The following is a 16,692-nucleotide window of genomic DNA, read 5'->3' on the forward strand; positions in this document are numbered from 1 at the left end:
CGCCCCTTTGCTTTGGCCCTTAGTTTTTGCCTCAGGCTTGCACCACCTGCTGCTCGATCGCGCCGAAGATCGAGTGGCCCTCAGCATCGTCCATCCAGATGCGGACGCTGTCGCCGGGGGCCATGAAGCGGGTCGTGGGCTCGCCGCCGGCAATGGTCTCGATCATCCGGATTTCGGCGATGCAGCTGTAGCCAAGGCCGCCTTCGCTGCATGGCTTGCCCGGTCCGCCATCGGCATCGCGGTTGGAGACGGTGCCCGAGCCGATGATCGAACCCGCGCCGAGATTGCGGGTCTTCGCCACATGGGCGACGAGGTCGGCGAGGCTGAAGGTCGCATCGACCCCGGCATTGGCGCGGCCGAAGGGCTGGCCGTTGTAATCGACCTTCAATGGCAGGTGGATCACATTGCCCTGCCACGCCTCGCCCAGTTCGTCCGGCGTCACGCAGACTGGCGAAAAGGCGGTCGCGGGCTTGGACTGGAAGAAGCCGAAGCCCTTGGCCAGCTCGCCCGGGATCAGCCCGCGCAGGGAGACGTCGTTGACCAGCATCAGCAGCTTGATGTGCCCGGCGGCCTGTTCCGGCGTGGTGCCCATCGGCACATCGTCGGTGATGCAGGCGATCTCGCCTTCCATGTCGCAGCCCCACGCCGTTTCCTTCAGCGGGATGGGGCTGCGCGGCGGGAGGAAATCGTCGCTGCCGCCCTGGTACATCAGCGGATCGTGGTAGAAGCTCTCCGGCACCTCGGCGCCGCGCGCCTTGCGCACCAGTTCGACGTGGTTGATGTAGGCGCTGCCGTCGGCCCACTGGTAGGCGCGGGGCAGGGGCGCGTGCGCCTCGCGCTCGTGGAAGCGTTCGCACGGCACGACCTGGTGCTCGACATCGGTGTAGAGTGCCTGCAGCTGCGGGGCGATATGCTCCCAGTCGTCGAGCGCGGCCTGCAGCGTCGGGGCGATATGCGCCGCGGAGGAGTAGCGGGTGATGTCTTTCGAGACGACCACCAGCTGGCCGTCACGGGTGCCATCATTCAGTGTGGCAAGCTTCATCGTTCGTACTCCGGCCTAAGGGTCAAGGGGCGTCTGGTTGATTGTCGGGGTAAGCGCGCTGGAACTCCGACAACGCCAGGCAGGCGGCCTCGATCCGGGCGATATGCGGCTTGTCGTCGAAGCCGTAGGCGAACTTGCGGGCGTTATAGACTTGTGGCAGCAGCACGGTCTCGAACAGGCCAGGCGCATCGAACAGGAAATCGCCCGTCCCGATCTCGGCCAGCCGCCGTTCCAGAGGGTCGAGCGTCCGGGCGAGCCAGTGCCGGTACCACGTGTCGACCTCGTCCTGCGAATGGCCCAGCGGATCGGCCAGGTACTTCAGCACCGGCAGGTTGTTAACCGCATGGATCTCCGTTGCGACGGCATAGGTCAGCTCGCGGCATGTGTAGCGGTCCTCGATGCCCTTGGGCAGCAAGGGCGGCTCGGGATAGGCCTCGTCAAGCCATTCGAGTAGCGCCATCGATTGTGCGCGGTCGCGCCCGTCCGCCTCCAGCATCGGTACGCTGCCGTAAGGATTGCGGGCGGTGAACCCTCCCCCCTTCTGCTCGGACGTGCGCAGGTCGACCGGCACTACCTCGTAGTCGAGACCCTTCAAATTCAGGGCGATTCGAAGGCGATAGCTGGTGGAGCTGCGGAAATAGGCGAACAGCCGCATCATGCGGACCTCACGGGCATGGACCACTTGGACCACAGTCCAGGGTGAAAAAAATTCCGGCCCCAACGCCCGGTCGTTTCGGGCACGGTAACCGGGCGCGGGAAAGGCGGATTGCTCATCCCGGCACCATGCCACAGCGGCAATATGTAGGACAGCGCCCGCTACCTGTCATCAGAACGCCGCGATCCCCGTGACTGCCCGGCCCAGGATCAGCGCATGGACATCATGCGTGCCTTCGTAGGTGTTGACTGTCTCCAGGTTCACCATGTGCCGGATGACCTGGTATTCCTCGCTGATGCCGTTGCCGCCATGCATGTCGCGGGCGTGGCGTGCGATCTCCAGCGCCTTGCCCACATTGTTGCGCTTGACGATGCTGATCATCTCCGGCGCGAAGGTGCCTTCATCCATCAGCCGCCCGACGCGCAGCGAACTTTGCAGGCCGAGCGAGATCTCCGTCATCATGTTGGCGAGCTTGAGCTGGTAGAGCTGCTTCGATGCCAGCGGCACGCCGAACTGGTGCCGGTCGAGGCCGTACTGGCGGGCAGCGTGCATGCAGAATTCCGCCGCGCCCAGGGCGCCCCAGCTGATGCCGTAACGGGCCCGGTTGAGGCAGGAGAAGGGGCCCTTCAGCCCCTGCACGTCGGGCAGCAGCGCGTCGGCGCCGACCTTGACCTCGTCCATCACGATCATGCCGGTGGTGCTGGCGCGCAGCGAAATCTTACCTTCGATCTTGGGTGCTGAAAGCCCCTTCATGCCCTTTTCCAGCACGAAGCCGCGAATGCCGCCGCCGTGCGCCTCGCTCTTGGCCCAGACCACGAAGACATCCGCGAAAGGCGCGTTGGAGATCCAGGTCTTGGAGCCGGAGATGACGTAGCCGTCGCCGTCCTTCTTCGCGACGGTCTTCATGCCCGCAGGGTCGGAGCCTGCGTCGGGTTCGGTCAGGCCGAAGCAGCCGATCAGCTGGCCGGAGGCGAGACCCGGCAGGTATTTGCGCTTCTGCTCTTCCGAACCGAAGGCGTGGATCGGATACATCACCAGGCTGGACTGCACCGAGGCCATCGAGCGATAGCCCGAATCGACCCTCTCGATCTCGCGGGCGATGAGGCCGTAGGCGACATAGCTCGCGCCCGCGCCGCCGTATTCCTCGGGCACCGTGGCGCCTAGCAGTCCGGCCTGGCCCATCAACGGAAACAGTTCGGGTGCGTCGATCTCTTCGGCAAAAGCCTTGATAACGCGCGGCTGCAACTGGTCTTGCGCGAAGCCGTGGGCGGCATCGCGGATCATCCGCTCTTCTTCGGTAAGCTGTTCGTCGAGCCGGAACGGATCGTCCCAGCTAAAGGGGGTCATGCCCGAATTGGCGCCTGCCATGGTAACTCCTGCAATCGGCCTTTGCGGCCTTGCAAGTGCTTTGTCAGGTGCAGCGCGCCGCTTCAAGCCCGCTGTTAGGCTGCGGTGTCGAGGACGCGGTGCATGGTGGCGAGCATGGTACTGGGCGGGCAGGGCTTCTGCACCAGCACGGCCTCGGGGAACCGCGCGGCGACCTCTTCCGCCGAAAACAGGGAGGAATGGAAAATGACCTTGACGTCTTCCGCCATCAGCTTTTCGGCGAGGGGGAACACATTGTCCTTGCCCAGCCCGATATCGAGGATGGCGAGGTCGGGCTTGCGTTTCTGGTAGGACAGCATGGCGGCCGAGACATCGGGCAGCGGCCCTTCGACCTCGCATCCGGCTTCCTCGACGGTCAGGCAGAGATCATAGCCGATGACCGGTTCATCCTCGGCAATAAGCACCAGCGGCTGTTCCATTGTTCCCACTCCTCATGGTTCGACCCTGAGGGTGTGAACGTTGCCTGGCGGGTTCGGTTCCCGCGCCCGGTTCAGCCTTCGAGCCTGCCGAAGCGCGCCTCGTATCCCGACGTGTCGCCGCTCGCGAGGAGTTGCGCCTGCCCGACCCAGTCGTCGCGCCTTATGCGACCCTCGAAACGGCCGAGTTGCGCATCGATCCGGTCGATGTCGCTATCGCTCCACGCGGCGATCTGCGCAAAGTGCGTCACGCCCAGTTCGCCCAACAGGGCCACCAGCTTGGGGCCCACGCCCTTGATACGGGTGAGGTCGTCTGTACCCGCCGTCCCGGCGGTGTCGATGGCCGGAGGCGCGGCAGGCGCCGGTGCGTCTGCATTCGTTGCGGGTTGCGCCATCGGTCCATCGGGCCGCGGGGCAACGACGGGCCCGGTGGCCGCCACGGGCGGGGCATCGATCAGTGCCTGGTTGCGGGTGGCCGGGCGGTTCTGGTCCTCGGCCATGTCGCGGATAACCGTCGTGCGGCGGCCGCCGCGAAACACCAGCCAGGCCACGATGAGGCCAAGCAGGAAGACGGCGAGGAACAGCGGCCAATAGGCTTCGACCAGTGCCATCATTTGTCAAACTCCCCTTGCGGTTCAGCCGGTGCGCCCAGCGCGTCGCCCGGCGTTACCATGTCCTGCGCAGCCGACCGGCCCCACAGCAGCCAGCCGATAGCGACCCCGGCGATGTAGGTGAAGAGCGACAGGATGACGAGTTCCAGCCAGATCGGCATCAGCGCGGTCCCGGCGTATCGATGGGCGTCGGGCGAACCTGCAGCTTCGCCACCACGGTAAATTCGATCCGGCGGTTGGCCGGGTCGGCCGGGTCGAGCCCCGGCATGGGCTGCGACGAGCCGAACCCGCGGGTCTGTAGGCTGGCCGAGCTTATGCCCCGTTCGACCAGGGCACGCTTGACCGCTTCGGCCCGGTCGCGCGAGAGGGCGCGGTTGGCCGCTTCGTCGCCCGATGCGTCGGTATGGCCGGTTATGGCGATCCGTGCGCCGGTGCAGGGCTTGAGCGCGGTTGCAACCTCGTTGAGCAGATCGGCCCCGTCCGATGCCAGCGACGAGCTGGCTTCCTCGAACCTGATGCTGCGGGCTTTCAGGATCGCCGCCACGTCGCCCTGGCATTGCAACATCTCGGGCGGGCTGCCGCCGGCGTCCGCCAGCATGGTGCCGTCGGTCCAGTGAACGCCGCCAACCCCGTCGATGGCGGCGACATCCCTCGCCACCGCGCCGCGCAGGTCTTCCGCGACATCGCCCCGTGCGGTCAGCAGCGGATGGCGGCTAGGTGAGCCTTGTATGGTTGCGAAACTGGCGACGACCGGCCTGTCGCCGATCACTTCGGCGGCCTGTTCGGACAGCCGGTTTGCGAGCGGGGCTGCACCAAGCGCCGCGGCGCCGAGGGCGAGGAGCGCGGACAGCATGGCTCCGCCAAGGATCGTCGGGACGGGGCGAGCCTTCATGACGCCATCCTAGCCGCCGATGTTCTTGCGGAACAGCACCCGATCTTCCGGCCCGAAGCCGCGGTGCCAGATGACGAGGCCGTAGGTGCCGAGGATAAGCGGGATGCCGAGCAGCAGTTCCAGCCACTCCGGCAGCAGGGTCGCGAGGTAACCGACGACGATTGCCGGGGCCGCTGCCCAGACCAGCGCCCAGCGCCAGTTGTTGATCGGATGGCCGAGGATCCGGCTGAGGAGCAGCGCCTTGACGACCGAGGCCAGCCCGAGCGCGATCATCAGCGAGATCGCCGCTCCTGCGGCCATGAAGCCGTCGCCCCAGCCGAACTGCGGCCCCCAACGCTCGATCGACAGGAGCAGGCCGGCCGTGAGTGCCGCCTGCAGGGTGATGGTGCCGATGGAGATCCAGAAATTGCGCAGCCGCGCGACATAGACCAGCGCCGCTTCCGAGACGACGGCGGTCGCGGCGACAACTTCGGCGGCGAGCAGGAAGGCCAGCGCGCCAGTGCCGCCGACGAAGGCTCCGTCAGGTCCGAACAGGCCCATCAGAGCCTCGCCCGGGATGCCGAGCGCAAGCGCGATGCCGGCTTGGGCGGCGATGATCCAGAACCCGACCTGGCAGACCTGGGCGGCGATGGCGGCGAAATTGCCGGTCTGCAGGTTCTTGGTGATGACCGGGCCGAGCACGGGTTCGAAGCTCGTCTTGAGCTTCTGCGGCAGGCTCGCCACCTGCTGCGCCATGTAATAGATGCCGACCGCGACGGGCGAGGCGAAAAGCCCGAGGATGAAGATGTCGAGCCGGCGGGTACCCCATTCGATCGCATCGGCAGTCGCCAGCGGCAGCGCCCGGGCGACCAGCCTTGCCATGTAGGCCGGGTGCGGGCGCCAGCCTTCCGGCCGGCCGTAGGTGCGCAGGAACGGCCACAGTGCGGTCACCAGCCCGGCATAGATCGAGGCGAGATAGGCCATCGCCAGCCCGCCGTCCGGGATGGTGAAGTAGAGGACCCCCGCCATGATCGAGATGGACCACGGCTCGACGATGGCCCGGGCTCGCACGGTGGTGGCGATATCGAACTTGTAGGCCTGCGCGGCCAATGCGATTTCCGTCAGCGCGAAACCGGGGATGGCGAGGACCAGCAGCCTGTCCCACTCGCTGCCCATGCCGTTGGGGAACATGGGTGCGGGGAAGAACCAGAGGATGGCGGCGGCCACGGACGAAAACAGCAGAGCCAGCACGAAACCGTCGAGAACGAGGTTCGAATGCGGGCTTTCGCCTTCGGTCAGGCGCTGCGCCAGCCCGCGCTTTTCGCCCATCGAGCAAATCATGGCGAGCAGTTCGACCACCACTAGCGCGGAAGCGAAGCGGCCGATCGCCTCAGCCCCGTAGAGCTGGCCGGCGATGAACAGGAACGGGATGCGGGCGAGCAGGCGCAGCAGGAAGCCGAAGAAATTGGTCCGCCCGCCTTTCGCCAGCGCGGCCATGTCCTCGGCCGCTGCCTGCGGCGAAACTGCGTCGGGCGGGTTCGGGTTCATGCAGCCGGGTCCCGCTCGGCCCGGAGCGGGCGGGCAAGGAGTTGCTGGACCACACCGCGGGCATCCTCGCCCGCCAGCAGGGCGCCCACCGCCTCCACGATGGGCATGTCGACGCCGTGCTGCTGTGCCAGGCGTGCCAGCACCGGCGCGGTATGGGCACCTTCGGCCACAGTCCGGCGGTCGGCCATCAGCGCGGCCGCGGACTGCCCTTCGCCCAGCGCCTTGCCGAGCGAGAAATTGCGGCTCGAGGTCGAGGAGCAGGTCAGCACCAGATCACCCAGGCCGCACAGGCCCGCGAGCGTCTCCGCACGGGCGCCGAGTGCCTCGCCGAAACGCAGCATTTCCGCATAGCCGCGCGCGATCAGCGCGGCGCGCGCATTCTGGCCGAGGCCGAGCCCGTCGACCACCCCGCAGGCGATGGCGAGCACGTTCTTGACCGCCCCGCCGATTTCAGCCCCGGTCACATCGTCGCTGTAATAGGGGCGAAAGGCCGGACGGGCGATGACGGGCTTCAAGCGGTCCCATTGCTCCCGTCCACCGGCGCAGGCGAGAGTGACTGCGGTCGGAAGGCCGGCCGCCACCTCGTGCGCAAAGGTCGGGCCCGACAGGACGGCGACGGCGCTGCCGGGGCACGCTTCCTCGGCTACATCCCGCATCAGTCGCCCGGATGCCTGCTCGATGCCCTTGTTGCAAAGCACAAGATCGCGCGGCGGTCCGGGAAGGTCGGCCAGCACGGCGGCACTGTGCTGGGCCGGGCTGACAACCAGCACCACGGGGATGCCGTTCAGGTCCGGTATCTCGCCGGTGGCGCGGATCGCGGGAGCAAGCATCGCCCCGGGCAGGAACGGCGTATTGCGGTGCGCGCTGTTGATCTCGTCGACGACCTCCAGCTCGCGCGCCCATAGCAGCACCTCGCGCCCGTCGCTCGCCAGCATCTGGGCCAGCGCGGTGCCCCATGCCCCACCGCCAAGGACTGCCACACCCGGTACCGTGCCCCTTATCATGCCTTGTACCCTGCACCGCGAACCGGTTCGGCGGCGGGATCGAGCGGCCAACGCGGGCGGGCCTGGAAATCGAGCGGATCGCCCGCGCCGCCGTCGGCACGCTCGCATCCGGCCCAGGCGATCATCGCCGCATTGTCCGTACACAATGCCAGCGGCGGCGCCACGAATTGCATTCCGCGCGCAGCGGCGAATTCCTCCAGCGCCGATCGCATCGCCTGGTTGGCCGCCACGCCGCCAGCCACCACCAGCGCCGGCAGGGGCTCGCACGCGTCGAGCGCAACGCGCAGCCGATCGATCACGCAGTCGAGCGCGGCCTGCTGGAAACTGGCGGCGATATCGGCATCGCGGTAGCGACCGGATTCCTTCGCCCGCAGCACCGCGCTCTTGAGACCGGCGAAGCTGAAATGCGGCTCGCCGCTGCCGACCAGCGGGCGGGGCAGGGGAACGGCCCCGGCATCCCCTTGGATCGCCAGACGCTCGACCGCCGGTCCGCCCGGATAACCCAGCCCGAGGATCTTTGCCGTCTTGTCGAAAGCTTCACCCAACGCGTCGTCGATCGTGGTGGCAAGGCGGCGGTATTGCCCGACGCCTTCGACCCGCAGGATCTGGCAATGGCCGCCGGAGACCAGCAGCAGCGCATAGGGAAAGGCGAGCGACGGGTCCGCCAGTCGCGGGCTGAGCGCATGGCCTTCGAGGTGGTTGATCGCCAGCAAGGGCTTGCCGGCCGCCATGGCGAGCGCTTTGGCACTCACCAGCCCGACCATCACCCCGCCGATCAGCCCGGGGCCGGCGGTCGCGGCAATGGCGTCGAGCTCCGCAAAGTCGAACCCCGCGTCCGCCATCACCGCATCGATCATGGGGGCGAGCCGTTCGGCATGGGCGCGGGCGGCGATTTCGGGCACGACCCCGCCGAAGGGCGCATGCGCCTCGTCCTGCGAGGCGATGCGCTGGGCCAGGATCTGCCGATCCGTCGTCACCAGCGCAACTGCCGTTTCGTCGCAGCTTGATTCAATACCCAGCACAACAGCCATGCGGCTTCCCCTTAGACGAAGGCCCCGCTAGAGCAAGCAAAGCCGATGCCTGACACACCCATCCTCCGTCTCGGAACCCGCAATTCCCCGCTCGCGATGGCGCAGGCCGAGGAAACCCGCCGCCGCCTGTGCGAGGCCCATGACTGGGCCGAAAACGAGGTCGAGCTGGTCCCGGTGGTAGCGAGCGGGGACAAGATCCTCGACCGGCCCTTGGCTGATATCGGCGGCAAGGCCTTGTGGACCAAGGAACTCGACGGCTGGCTGCACGAAGGCCGGACCGATGTCTCGGTGCATTCGATGAAGGATGTGGAGACGCTCCGCCCCGACTGGTTGCACATCGCCGCGATCCTGCCGCGCGCGGACAAGCGCGATGTGCTGGTCGGGGCAGGCAGTATCGCCGAGATACCGTTCGGCGCGGTGGTCGGCACCAGCGCCCCGCGCCGCGCGGCGCAGATGCTGCACAGCCGGCCGGATGTGAAGGTAGTGACATTTCGCGGTAATGTCGCGACGCGGTTGCGCAAGCTTGCCGAAGGCGAAGCCGATGTAACCCTGCTTGCCGCCGCCGGCCTGGAACGCCTGGGCCAGTCGGGCATGGGCACTCCGCTCGATCCCGAAAGCTGGCTACCCGCGCCGTCGCAGGGGGCGATCGGGCTCGAATGCCGCGCCGCCGACATGCGGGTCAGGGACTTGCTGTCGCCGCTCGATCACGGGCCGTCGCGCGCCGAGGTCATGGCCGAACGCGGCCTGCTCGCAGCGCTCGACGGCAATTGCCACAGCCCCGTCGCCATCCTCGCCACTACGGACAGGGAGGGGGTAGCCCTGCGGGCCGCAATCTTCAGCCCCGACGGCAGCGAACGCATCGAGCGCGAGGCGCTGGTCGGACAGGATGACCCTGCAGCACTGGCGGCGCTGGCGGCCGAACTGCTGGACGGGGCTGGCCCGGCGGTACGCAGCGCATTCGGGGGTCCGGGCGGAGACGTGGATTGAGCGCCCGGATCTTTGTCCTGCGGCCCGAACCCGGCCTGACATCCACTCACGTCACGGCATTCGATCATGGCCTGCGCCTGCGCGGGATGCCGTTGGCGAAAGTCGAGGCGGTCGCCTGGCGCGCGCCGGCAGAGGCATTCGACGGGCTGCTTGTCGGCAGTGCCAATGCGATCCGGCATGGCGGGGCGGAACTGGACAAGGTGCGCCACCTGCCGGTGCTGGCGGTGGGCGAGATGACGGCACAGGCCGCGCGCGAAGCGGGCTTCGCCGTCGAGCGGGTGGGGGAAGGCGGCCTCCAGCAGCTCCTCGACAGCCTCGGCGGACAATCGCGGCGGTTGCTCCGGCTTGCCGGCGAATCCCGCGTCGCGCTGTCCCCGGCCGAAAACATCGTCGCCACCACGGTGGTCTGCTACGCGGTGCGTTACCTGACGCTGGTCGGTGCACAGGCGGCGATGCTGGACGAAGGGGGCATCGTCCTCCTCCATTCGGGCGACATGGCGCGCCACTTTGCCCAGCAATGCGAAGCACTTGGGCTCGACCGGAGCAGGCTCGCGCTGGTCGCGATGTCGGCGCGCGTGGCGCAGCAGGCCGGCAACGGATGGCAGGCTGTCCACATAGCCCCATCGATGAACGATGCCGCCATGTTGGAAATCGCCGCCAGTCTGTGCCAGACAGGTGGCGGGGACGGAGCTGCCGCACAGCTTGCGTAAAGGAAGACCGCGCAAGAATGTGCGGCACGGGTCGAAATTTGACGGGGATGACGGTTTGACAGGCGGATCGACGACTAGCGATTCCTTCAAGGGCATGATCGGCATTGCGTTACTGGTCATATTGCTCGGCGCATCGGTCGCCGGATATCTCTGGTGGCGCAGCGGGTTCGGGGGCGGACAGGATACCGCCGCCGCGCTCGAGGACGTACCACCGCCCGAACAGCAGGCGCTAGCCGGATCGCCCGCATCTCCCAGCCCGACCGCGTCGGCTGCCGCAGAGCGCGCGGTCGAGCGGGTTGAGCAGCAGCAGGGCGGGCTCGAGGCCCGGCTGGCAGCGGCGGAGCAGCGACTGACGCGGCTCGACCTCCAGGCCCAGGCGGCCGCCGGCAATGCCGCGCGGGCGGAGGGGCTATTGATTGCCCTCGCCGCGAGGCGCGCGATCGAGAAAGGCGCGGAACTGGGATACCTATCCGACCAGTTGCGGCTGCGCTTCGGTGACGGCTGGCCCAACGCGGTCGACACGCTGATTTCCATGTCGCGCAATCCGCTGACGCTCGACAAGCTCGTGGCGCGGCTGGAAGGGCTCGAACCCGATCTCCGCTCTGCCAGCCAGGAACCGAGCCTTGCCTGGCTGCGTCGTGAGATCGGTGCCCTGTTCATCGTCCGGCGCGAAACCGCCCCGTCATCGCAGCCAGTCCAGCGGATGGAGCGGGCGCGGATGTTCCTCGAAAGCGGGCGGGTCGAGGCAGCGATAGAGGAAGTCGAACGCATGCCCGGCGCGCCATCGGCATCCGCCTGGATCGCCGACGCGCGTCGCTATGCCGCAGCCCAGCGGGCGCTCGACCTGATCGAAACAGCCGCGCTGCTGGAACAGGGGCGGCTGCGTGACGGGGCCGGCAACATGATCGGGCAACCGAGCCCGGTGCAGGAAATCACCCCGCCCGAGGCCCAGCCGCAGTCGCGCAATCGCCTAATGCCGTAGCAGTTCCGGGCGCGTTCCGGTGACGCCGCGCGCCTCGTTCATGAAAAAATCCTTGAGCATGGGGGTGCGCTGCACGGCGCCCATTCCCAGGCGCCGGACCGCGCTCGCCGCCTTGCCGCGGACGCCGAACAGGCGGGTCAGGCTGTCGGTCGCGCCCATCACCATCAGCGCATCGAGCGCGCGCCAATCCTCGTATTTTTCCAGCATCTGCGCATCGCCCGGATCGAGACCCAGACGACGCCCTTCGCCCAGCACTTCGACCAGCGCTCCGACATCGCGCAGGCCCAGGTTGAAGCCCTGGCCCGCGATCGGGTGCATGCCATGCGCCGCATCCCCTACCAGCGCCAGCCGCTCGCCGATGAGTTTCGAGGTGTGCTGGAAGCTGAGCGGATAGGACGAACGCCTGCTGTTGAGGCTGATCGACCCGAACAGCCCGCCCATCCGCTTCTCGACCTCGGCCAGGAAGGCGCGGTCCGACAGTTTGAGCACGCCGGCCGCGTCGCTCTCGTCCACTGTCCACACCAGTGCGCTGCGGTGCCGGCCGTCCGGCCCGTCGAGCAGGGGGAGCAGGGCGAAGGGCCCATCAGGATAGAAGATTTCCCACGCGACATTCTCGTGCGGCTTTTCGTGATCGAGCCCGACGATGATGGCGCGGTGGCTGTAGTCCCACTTGGCGAGGTTCAGCCCTTCCTCATCCCGCGTCGGCGATCCGCGACCCTCTGCGGCGACCATCAGGCGGCCCTTCAGCACGGTGCCGTCCGCCAGCGTTGCCGAGACGCCAAAGGCATCGCGCTGCCGCTCGATCACCTGCACCGGCGCGTGCCAGGCGATATTGGGCTCTGCCTTGGCCGCGTCGAACAGCGTAACCCTGAGCGTGCGGTTGGCGAACATCCGTCCGAGCGAATCCTCGTGCGGTTCGGGACGGAAATCGATCCGGCCCGGTTTCATCTGGTCGGAGACGGCAATGGCATCGATCGGGCAGCCGTGCGGCTCGAGCATGTCGGCAAGGCCGATGTGGCGGAACAGGTTCCAGCTGGCCGTGGAGATCGCCGTGGCGCGCCCGTCGAACCCTTCGGCCGTGACATCGGCCGGGTCGGCGCTGTCGACCACGTGGCAGGTGAACCCGCGCCGCGCTGCGGCCAGTGCCAGCGTCATGCCGACAAGCCCGCCGCCCAGGATCAGCAGATCGCGTGTCTCGGCCATGGATTCCCTTTGCTTAGCCATCTACAGGGCGCGATAGGACCTAAGTGATGCTCTCCGCAAGATCGACCTTCAGCCGCATTGCCGCAGCCTTTGCCCTGCTGATGGCGGCCCTGTTCGCGGCCCAGCCCCTAGCGGCGCAGGAAACCTACATCCGCGCTTCGCTCTTGGCGGAGGGGCCGGTCGCACCAGGAGGCGAGGTCATGCTGGCCCTGCGTTTCCAGCCGGTCGGGCCCGAATGGCACGGCTACTGGAAGAACCCCGGCGATGCGGGGCTCGGGATGCAGCTCGAGTGGGACCTGCCCGAGGGCGTGACGGTGGGCGAGCCGCTCTACCCCGTCCCCAAGCGCCTGCTGATCGACGGGCTGATGAACCACATCTTCGAAGGCGACTATGCGGTGCTGGTGCCGCTCAGGCTGGCGAAGGACTGGCGCGGTGGGGACCGTCTGACCATCGGCGTGGAAGCCTTCTATCTCGCCTGCACCGACGAGATCTGCGTGCCGCAGGATGCCAAGCTTTCGACGGTCGTCCCCATCGGCTCTGGCGACAGTGGCAGCAGCGACTTCACCCGATGGCACAGTGCGCTTGCCCCCTTGATCGAGAGCAAGGGCAGGTTCGAAGTGCGCGGCGAGCTGCTGCGGGTGGCGATCCCGGTCCCGTCCTCGCTCGAACTGGGTCAGCCGCATCTTTTCGTTGGTGTACGCGAACTGGGCGGCGGCTTGCAGCCTTCCTACGCCGCGCCGCAAGGCTTCCTGCGCCAGGGCGACTGGCTGGTGGCAGAGGTGCCGCTCAACCGGCTGGTGCTGCCGAGGGGTGCGAGGGTGCAGTTCGCCCCCGCACCAGAAGAGATCGACGGCATCATCGCCTGGAGCGACAGCGAGGGCCTGCGCTTCGTCGCCCAGCGCGGCGAGGTGCTGGGGGGCGGCACGAGATTGATGGCGCGCGATGGCGATACGCCTGCGCTGTGGTTGCTGCTGGCCGGGGCGCTCTTGGGCGGGCTGCTGCTCAATGTCATGCCCTGCGTCTTCCCGATCCTCAGCCTCAAGGCGCTGAGCCTCGCCCGCGCGGGAGAAGGCGAGCGCGAGGCGCGGATGGAGGGCCTTGCCTATACCGCCGGGGTGATGCTGGCCTGCGTCGCACTGGGCGCGATCATGCTGGCCCTGCGCGCGGCGGGCGAGCAGATCGGCTGGGCTTTCCAGTTGCAGGAGCCGGCGGTGGTCGTCGCCCTGCTGGCGCTGGCTGCTTTGATAACCGCGAACCTGTGGGGGCTTTTCGAACTGCCGGGCCTCGCCATATCGGGCGGCAGCACGCCGCGCGGTGCCTTTGCCACCGGTCTGCTGGCCGCCTTCGTGGCGACGCCCTGCACCGGGCCTTTCATGGCGGCGGCACTGGGCGCGGCATTGTTGCTGCCGGCACCCGTCGCCCTCCTGCTGTTTGCGGCGCTGGGGCTGGGTTTGGCGCTGCCGTTCCTGCTGCTCGGCTTCGTCCCCGCGCTGCGCAATCGCTTGCCCAAGCCAGGTCCGTGGATGGTGACGTTCCGCAAGGCGCTGGCGATCCCGATGGGCCTGACCGCGCTGGCGCTGGTCTGGCTGCTCTGGCGAATGGGGGGGTGGATCTTCGCGATCAACGCCGTTGCGCTTGTCCTGCTGGTCGTCGTCATGGTGGGCGGCCTGCTCGGAATGCCGCTACGCTGGCAAGGCAAGCGGCTGTATCTATACCTGATGCTCGGCGGGCTCGCTGTGGCTTCATTGGTCCGATTGCCAACGAGTTATGCGCCCGCGTCGGTCGAGCAAGGGGAGACGGTGCTCGATGCCGCGGCATTCTCGCGCCCTGCCCTCGACGAAGCCCGCGCCAGCGGCAAGCCGGTGTTCGTCTATTTCACTGCCGACTGGTGCGTCAGCTGCAAGGTCAACGAGAAGGTCGCGATCGAACGCGAGGCGACCCGCGCGGCCTTCGACAAGGCGGGTGTCGTCACCCTGCGCGGCGACTGGACCCTGCGCCAGCCGGAGATCACCGAATTCCTCAGCGAGCGCGGCGTCGCCGGCGTGCCGCTCTACCTGTGGTACGAACCGGGCGCGGCCCAGCCGGAGCAATTGCCGCAACTGCTGGGGCCGGACAGCCTCATCGAGCTGGCGGAACGGCAGCGCTAGCTTCCGGCCCGCTGCGGCAGGCATCGACCAGCTCGCGGGTCAGCGGGCTGGGGGCCATCACCAGCGTTCCCGCGCCCGGCACCGTCGCCTCGACTTCGCGGGTGCCGGTCAGCGCCTCGAGGTCCGGATCGTCCGCCGCGACCGATCCCTGCCAAAGCCACGCGCGACCGTTCCAGGTCGAATCCACCGGCAGCCGCAGGGCATGGAAATTGCCGACCAGCGCCATCATCGCCTGTGCCTTGCGGTCGGCACGCACGAAGCGGGTGAAGGTCAGTTTCGCCTTATCGCCCGTCCCCTCGCCCAGACCTTCACATTGCATCGCCAGCAGCGGTGTCTGACCGGGCACGCCGAACAGCAATCGACCCTGCTGCTGCGCCGGTGCCCAGATCGCATCGGTTGTATCGGGCGAGGGGATCGGGGCGGAGGCTTGCGGCAGCTCGTCCTGCGCCAGCCCGCGCTCCACATAGTCGTCGGCCGCCGGCGGCTGGCACGCGGCGAGCAGGAGCAGCAGGGCAGGTGCGATCCTCATGGATGCGAGATGCGCGGGCAAGGTCCGATAGGCAAGCCGCGTTCCGAAGCTGTCCTCAGCCCCCGCGAATGAAGGCCCGGATATCGCGCGAAAGCTTCGCCCGGTCCTCGTCGCGGACATACATCATGTGGCCGGAGCCGTAGTATTGCCACTCGATCCGGTCCTGCGGAATGCCGGTCCGCTTAAGCGAGTATTCCGCGCCGAAGAAGGGCGTGGCGAAGTCGTAATAGCCCTGCGCCACGAAGGTTCGCAGGCCCGAATTCTGCCGCATTGCCTCGCCGATGAAGGGCGCGACATTGAGATAGGCCCCGCGCCCGCCGCCCGACAGCGACCATTCCCAGTTCCGGCCCGGCTCGCGCCCGATCGACTGGTACTCGCGGTCCGTCTGGAATCCCAGGGTTTCGCGGGTCCAGCTGTTGACCGCGGCCGTATAGCCGGCGTCGATACCGTAGAAGCTGGGATCGTTGTCGGGCGTCTCGCCGGCATTGTCATAGTCGCGCCCGGTATAGCGCGCATCCAGTCGCCCGATGGTGAGGCCCCGATCGCGCAGCAGTTCCTTGTAGAACCGCTCCGACGTGACGCGCAGGTCCGCCTGGTCGAGATAGGTTTCGGAAAGGCCGGTAAGCCGCGACAGCTCCTTACGCACGGCTGCGCGCTCGTCGGCGGGCAGGTCCTGCCCCTTGAGCAGCGCGGTGGCGAAGGGTCCGATGGCAAATTGCCGTGCTTCCTCCGCGACAGCCTCGACCGAGGGAGCCTCCACCTTGCCGTGGAACCAGGCGGCGGCGGCCATGTTGGGCAGGGTCACGATATAGGCGAGCTCGTTGCCCGGGGTGGGCTCGCGCCCGGCGAAATCGAGGATGGTCGAGATCAGGATCAGCCCGTTGAGGCCGACATCGTTGTAGGTGTTCCCCTCCAGCTCGCGCGCGACCATGGCGGTACGGGTGGTGCCGTAGCTTTCGCCGCCGAGGTATTTGGGGCTGTTCCATCGACCATTCTCGTTGAGCCACTGCCGGATGACCTTGGCGACCGCGCGGGCATCGGCTTCGAGGCCGAAATACTTTTTCGGCTCCGTGCCCTTCATCAGGTAGCTGAAGCCCGTGCCCGGCGGGTCGATGAAGACGAGATCGGCGACATCGAGCAGGCTGTCGGGATTGTCGAGCAGCGGATAGGGGGGCGCTCCGTCGTCGCGCGCGTCGCTGGGGATCGCCACGCGCTTCGGCCCGAAGGCGCCCATCATCAACCAGACCGAGCCCGAACCCGGCCCGCCGTTGAACAGGAAGAAGACGGGCCGCGTGGGATTGTTGCCGGCCTTCACATAGCTGGTGGTAACGATCACCGCCTCGGGCGTGCCATCCTCGGCGGAGAGCAGGTTTTCCTTGATCGTCGCCCGGTAATCGACCCGCTGCCCGCCAAATGTGCCCGACATGTCGCGGGAGCGGGTCTGGAGGTCGGGGGTGGCGGATTTTTCGGCAGCGGGCTTGTCTTGCGCGAGCGCGACCGGTGGGGTGGTGATGGCGAGGCTGGCCGCTGCTGCGAGCGCGAGTTGTTTTAGCATTCCGCGACTATGGCA

17 protein-coding genes are annotated in these 16,692 nt (G+C 67.6%); 4 read left to right on the plus strand and 13 right to left on the minus strand.

Going from position 1 to position 16,692, the window contains the following annotated elements; all coding sequences use genetic code 11:
• Positions 1 to 31: 31 nt before the first annotated feature.
• From WAB17_RS09075 to tsaD, 10 genes are all read right to left on the minus strand, one after another.
• Positions 32 to 1,042, minus strand: coding sequence for a fumarylacetoacetate hydrolase family protein (locus tag WAB17_RS09075; protein WP_435417037.1), 1,011 nt, complete (start codon positions 1,040 to 1,042; stop codon positions 32 to 34).
• A 22-nt stretch (positions 1,043 to 1,064) separates the two neighbouring features.
• Positions 1,065 to 1,697 (minus strand): maleylacetoacetate isomerase, encoded by a 633-nt coding sequence (gene maiA / locus WAB17_RS09080; protein WP_435419363.1) that lies wholly within the window; start codon positions 1,695 to 1,697, stop codon positions 1,065 to 1,067.
• Between the two features lie 171 nt (positions 1,698 to 1,868).
• Positions 1,869 to 3,044, minus strand: a complete 1,176-nt coding sequence (locus WAB17_RS09085) for an acyl-CoA dehydrogenase (RefSeq protein WP_435419364.1) — start codon at positions 3,042 to 3,044, stop codon at positions 1,869 to 1,871.
• A gap of 95 nt (positions 3,045 to 3,139) precedes the next feature.
• Positions 3,140 to 3,502: a response regulator gene (locus tag WAB17_RS09090; RefSeq protein ID WP_435417038.1), complete on the minus strand. Its 363-nt coding sequence runs from the start codon at positions 3,500 to 3,502 to the stop codon at positions 3,140 to 3,142.
• 71 nt (positions 3,503 to 3,573) lie between these two features.
• The gene (locus WAB17_RS09095) at positions 3,574 to 4,113 is read right to left on the minus strand and encodes a hypothetical protein (protein ID WP_435417039.1); all 540 of its coding nucleotides are present in this window, start codon (positions 4,111 to 4,113) and stop codon (positions 3,574 to 3,576) included.
• Positions 4,110 to 4,271: a hypothetical protein gene (locus WAB17_RS09100; protein ID WP_435417040.1), complete on the minus strand. Its 162-nt coding sequence runs from the start codon at positions 4,269 to 4,271 to the stop codon at positions 4,110 to 4,112. The genes WAB17_RS09095 and WAB17_RS09100 overlap by 4 nt, the downstream gene beginning before the upstream one ends.
• Complete coding sequence (locus WAB17_RS09105; RefSeq protein WP_435417041.1) at positions 4,271 to 5,002, minus strand: OmpA family protein; 732 nt, start codon at positions 5,000 to 5,002, stop codon at positions 4,271 to 4,273. The genes WAB17_RS09100 and WAB17_RS09105 overlap by 1 nt, the downstream gene beginning before the upstream one ends.
• Before the next feature lie 9 nt (positions 5,003 to 5,011).
• Entirely contained in the window at positions 5,012 to 6,529 is a 1,518-nt protein-coding gene (locus WAB17_RS09110; RefSeq protein WP_435417042.1) for a lipopolysaccharide biosynthesis protein, read from the minus strand.
• Positions 6,526 to 7,533, minus strand: coding sequence for an NAD(P)H-dependent glycerol-3-phosphate dehydrogenase (locus WAB17_RS09115; protein WP_435417043.1), 1,008 nt, complete (start codon positions 7,531 to 7,533; stop codon positions 6,526 to 6,528). The genes WAB17_RS09110 and WAB17_RS09115 overlap by 4 nt, the downstream gene beginning before the upstream one ends.
• Positions 7,530 to 8,564 (minus strand): tRNA (adenosine(37)-N6)-threonylcarbamoyltransferase complex transferase subunit TsaD, encoded by a 1,035-nt coding sequence (gene tsaD, locus WAB17_RS09120; protein ID WP_435417044.1) that lies wholly within the window; start codon positions 8,562 to 8,564, stop codon positions 7,530 to 7,532. The genes WAB17_RS09115 and tsaD overlap by 4 nt, the downstream gene beginning before the upstream one ends.
• 45 nt (positions 8,565 to 8,609) lie before the next feature.
• Between tsaD and hemC the strand changes: the two genes are divergently transcribed.
• From hemC to WAB17_RS09135, 3 genes are all read left to right on the plus strand, one after another.
• Positions 8,610 to 9,551, plus strand: a complete 942-nt coding sequence (hemC, locus tag WAB17_RS09125) for a hydroxymethylbilane synthase (protein ID WP_435417045.1) — start codon at positions 8,610 to 8,612, stop codon at positions 9,549 to 9,551.
• Positions 9,548 to 10,261, plus strand: coding sequence for a uroporphyrinogen-III synthase (locus WAB17_RS09130; RefSeq protein WP_435417046.1), 714 nt, complete (start codon positions 9,548 to 9,550; stop codon positions 10,259 to 10,261). Before hemC ends, WAB17_RS09130 begins: the two co-directional genes overlap by 4 nt.
• 94 nt (positions 10,262 to 10,355) lie before the next feature.
• The gene (locus WAB17_RS09135) at positions 10,356 to 11,243 is read left to right on the plus strand and encodes a hypothetical protein (protein WP_435417047.1); all 888 of its coding nucleotides are present in this window, start codon (positions 10,356 to 10,358) and stop codon (positions 11,241 to 11,243) included.
• Here the strand turns inward: WAB17_RS09135 and WAB17_RS09140 are convergent.
• Complete coding sequence (locus WAB17_RS09140; RefSeq protein ID WP_435417048.1) at positions 11,232 to 12,446, minus strand: FAD-dependent monooxygenase; 1,215 nt, start codon at positions 12,444 to 12,446, stop codon at positions 11,232 to 11,234. The genes WAB17_RS09135 and WAB17_RS09140 overlap by 12 nt on opposite strands.
• 47 nt (positions 12,447 to 12,493) lie before the next feature.
• Here WAB17_RS09140 and WAB17_RS09145 point away from each other — a divergent pair, with 47 nt between their 5' ends.
• Positions 12,494 to 14,593 (plus strand): protein-disulfide reductase DsbD family protein, encoded by a 2,100-nt coding sequence (locus tag WAB17_RS09145; protein ID WP_435417049.1) that lies wholly within the window; start codon positions 12,494 to 12,496, stop codon positions 14,591 to 14,593.
• Here the strand turns inward: WAB17_RS09145 and WAB17_RS09150 are convergent.
• Both WAB17_RS09150 and WAB17_RS09155 read right to left on the minus strand, forming a co-directional pair.
• Positions 14,565 to 15,122 carry a hypothetical protein gene (locus WAB17_RS09150; RefSeq protein WP_435417050.1) on the minus strand — a complete coding sequence of 186 codons (558 nt, stop codon included), beginning with the start codon at positions 15,120 to 15,122 and terminating at the stop codon, positions 14,565 to 14,567. The two genes, WAB17_RS09145 and WAB17_RS09150, sit on opposite strands and share 29 nt — an antisense overlap.
• Positions 15,123 to 15,177: 55 nt before the next feature.
• The gene (locus WAB17_RS09155; protein ID WP_435417051.1) at positions 15,178 to 16,677 is read right to left on the minus strand and encodes a S10 family peptidase; all 1,500 of its coding nucleotides are present in this window, start codon (positions 16,675 to 16,677) and stop codon (positions 15,178 to 15,180) included.
• Positions 16,678 to 16,692: the final 15 nt, after the last annotated feature.

It is taken from the genome of Parerythrobacter aurantius (assembly GCF_045291475.1).
In the GTDB taxonomy this organism is placed as follows: Bacteria; Pseudomonadota; Alphaproteobacteria; order Sphingomonadales; family Sphingomonadaceae; genus Parerythrobacter; species Parerythrobacter aurantius.

What these genes read in the sequence shown, in the direction of transcription:
- WAB17_RS09075 (WP_435417037.1), bottom strand. Translation starts at nt 1,042, where the DNA reads ATGAAGCTTGCCACACTGAATGATGGCACCCGTGACGGCCAGCTGGTG.
- maiA (WP_435419363.1), bottom strand. Translation starts at nt 1,697, where the DNA reads ATGCGGCTGTTCGCCTATTTCCGCAGCTCCACCAGCTATCGCCTTCGA.
- WAB17_RS09085 (WP_435419364.1), bottom strand. Translation starts at nt 3,044, where the DNA reads ATGACCCCCTTTAGCTGGGACGATCCGTTCCGGCTCGACGAACAGCTT.
- WAB17_RS09090 (WP_435417038.1), bottom strand. Translation starts at nt 3,502, where the DNA reads ATGGAACAGCCGCTGGTGCTTATTGCCGAGGATGAACCGGTCATCGGC.
- WAB17_RS09095 (WP_435417039.1), bottom strand. Translation starts at nt 4,113, where the DNA reads ATGATGGCACTGGTCGAAGCCTATTGGCCGCTGTTCCTCGCCGTCTTC.
- WAB17_RS09100 (WP_435417040.1), bottom strand. Translation starts at nt 4,271, where the DNA reads ATGCCGATCTGGCTGGAACTCGTCATCCTGTCGCTCTTCACCTACATC.
- WAB17_RS09105 (WP_435417041.1), bottom strand. Translation starts at nt 5,002, where the DNA reads ATGAAGGCTCGCCCCGTCCCGACGATCCTTGGCGGAGCCATGCTGTCC.
- WAB17_RS09110 (WP_435417042.1), bottom strand. Translation starts at nt 6,529, where the DNA reads ATGAACCCGAACCCGCCCGACGCAGTTTCGCCGCAGGCAGCGGCCGAG.
- WAB17_RS09115 (WP_435417043.1), bottom strand. Translation starts at nt 7,533, where the DNA reads ATGATAAGGGGCACGGTACCGGGTGTGGCAGTCCTTGGCGGTGGGGCA.
- tsaD (WP_435417044.1), bottom strand. Translation starts at nt 8,564, where the DNA reads ATGGCTGTTGTGCTGGGTATTGAATCAAGCTGCGACGAAACGGCAGTT.
- hemC (WP_435417045.1), top strand. Translation starts at nt 8,610, where the DNA reads ATGCCTGACACACCCATCCTCCGTCTCGGAACCCGCAATTCCCCGCTC.
- WAB17_RS09135 (WP_435417047.1), top strand. Translation starts at nt 10,356, where the DNA reads ATGATCGGCATTGCGTTACTGGTCATATTGCTCGGCGCATCGGTCGCC.
- WAB17_RS09140 (WP_435417048.1), bottom strand. Translation starts at nt 12,446, where the DNA reads ATGGCCGAGACACGCGATCTGCTGATCCTGGGCGGCGGGCTTGTCGGC.
- WAB17_RS09145 (WP_435417049.1), top strand. Translation starts at nt 12,494, where the DNA reads ATGCTCTCCGCAAGATCGACCTTCAGCCGCATTGCCGCAGCCTTTGCC.
- WAB17_RS09150 (WP_435417050.1), bottom strand. Translation starts at nt 15,122, where the DNA reads ATGAGGATCGCACCTGCCCTGCTGCTCCTGCTCGCCGCGTGCCAGCCG.
- WAB17_RS09155 (WP_435417051.1), bottom strand. Translation starts at nt 16,677, where the DNA reads ATGCTAAAACAACTCGCGCTCGCAGCAGCGGCCAGCCTCGCCATCACC.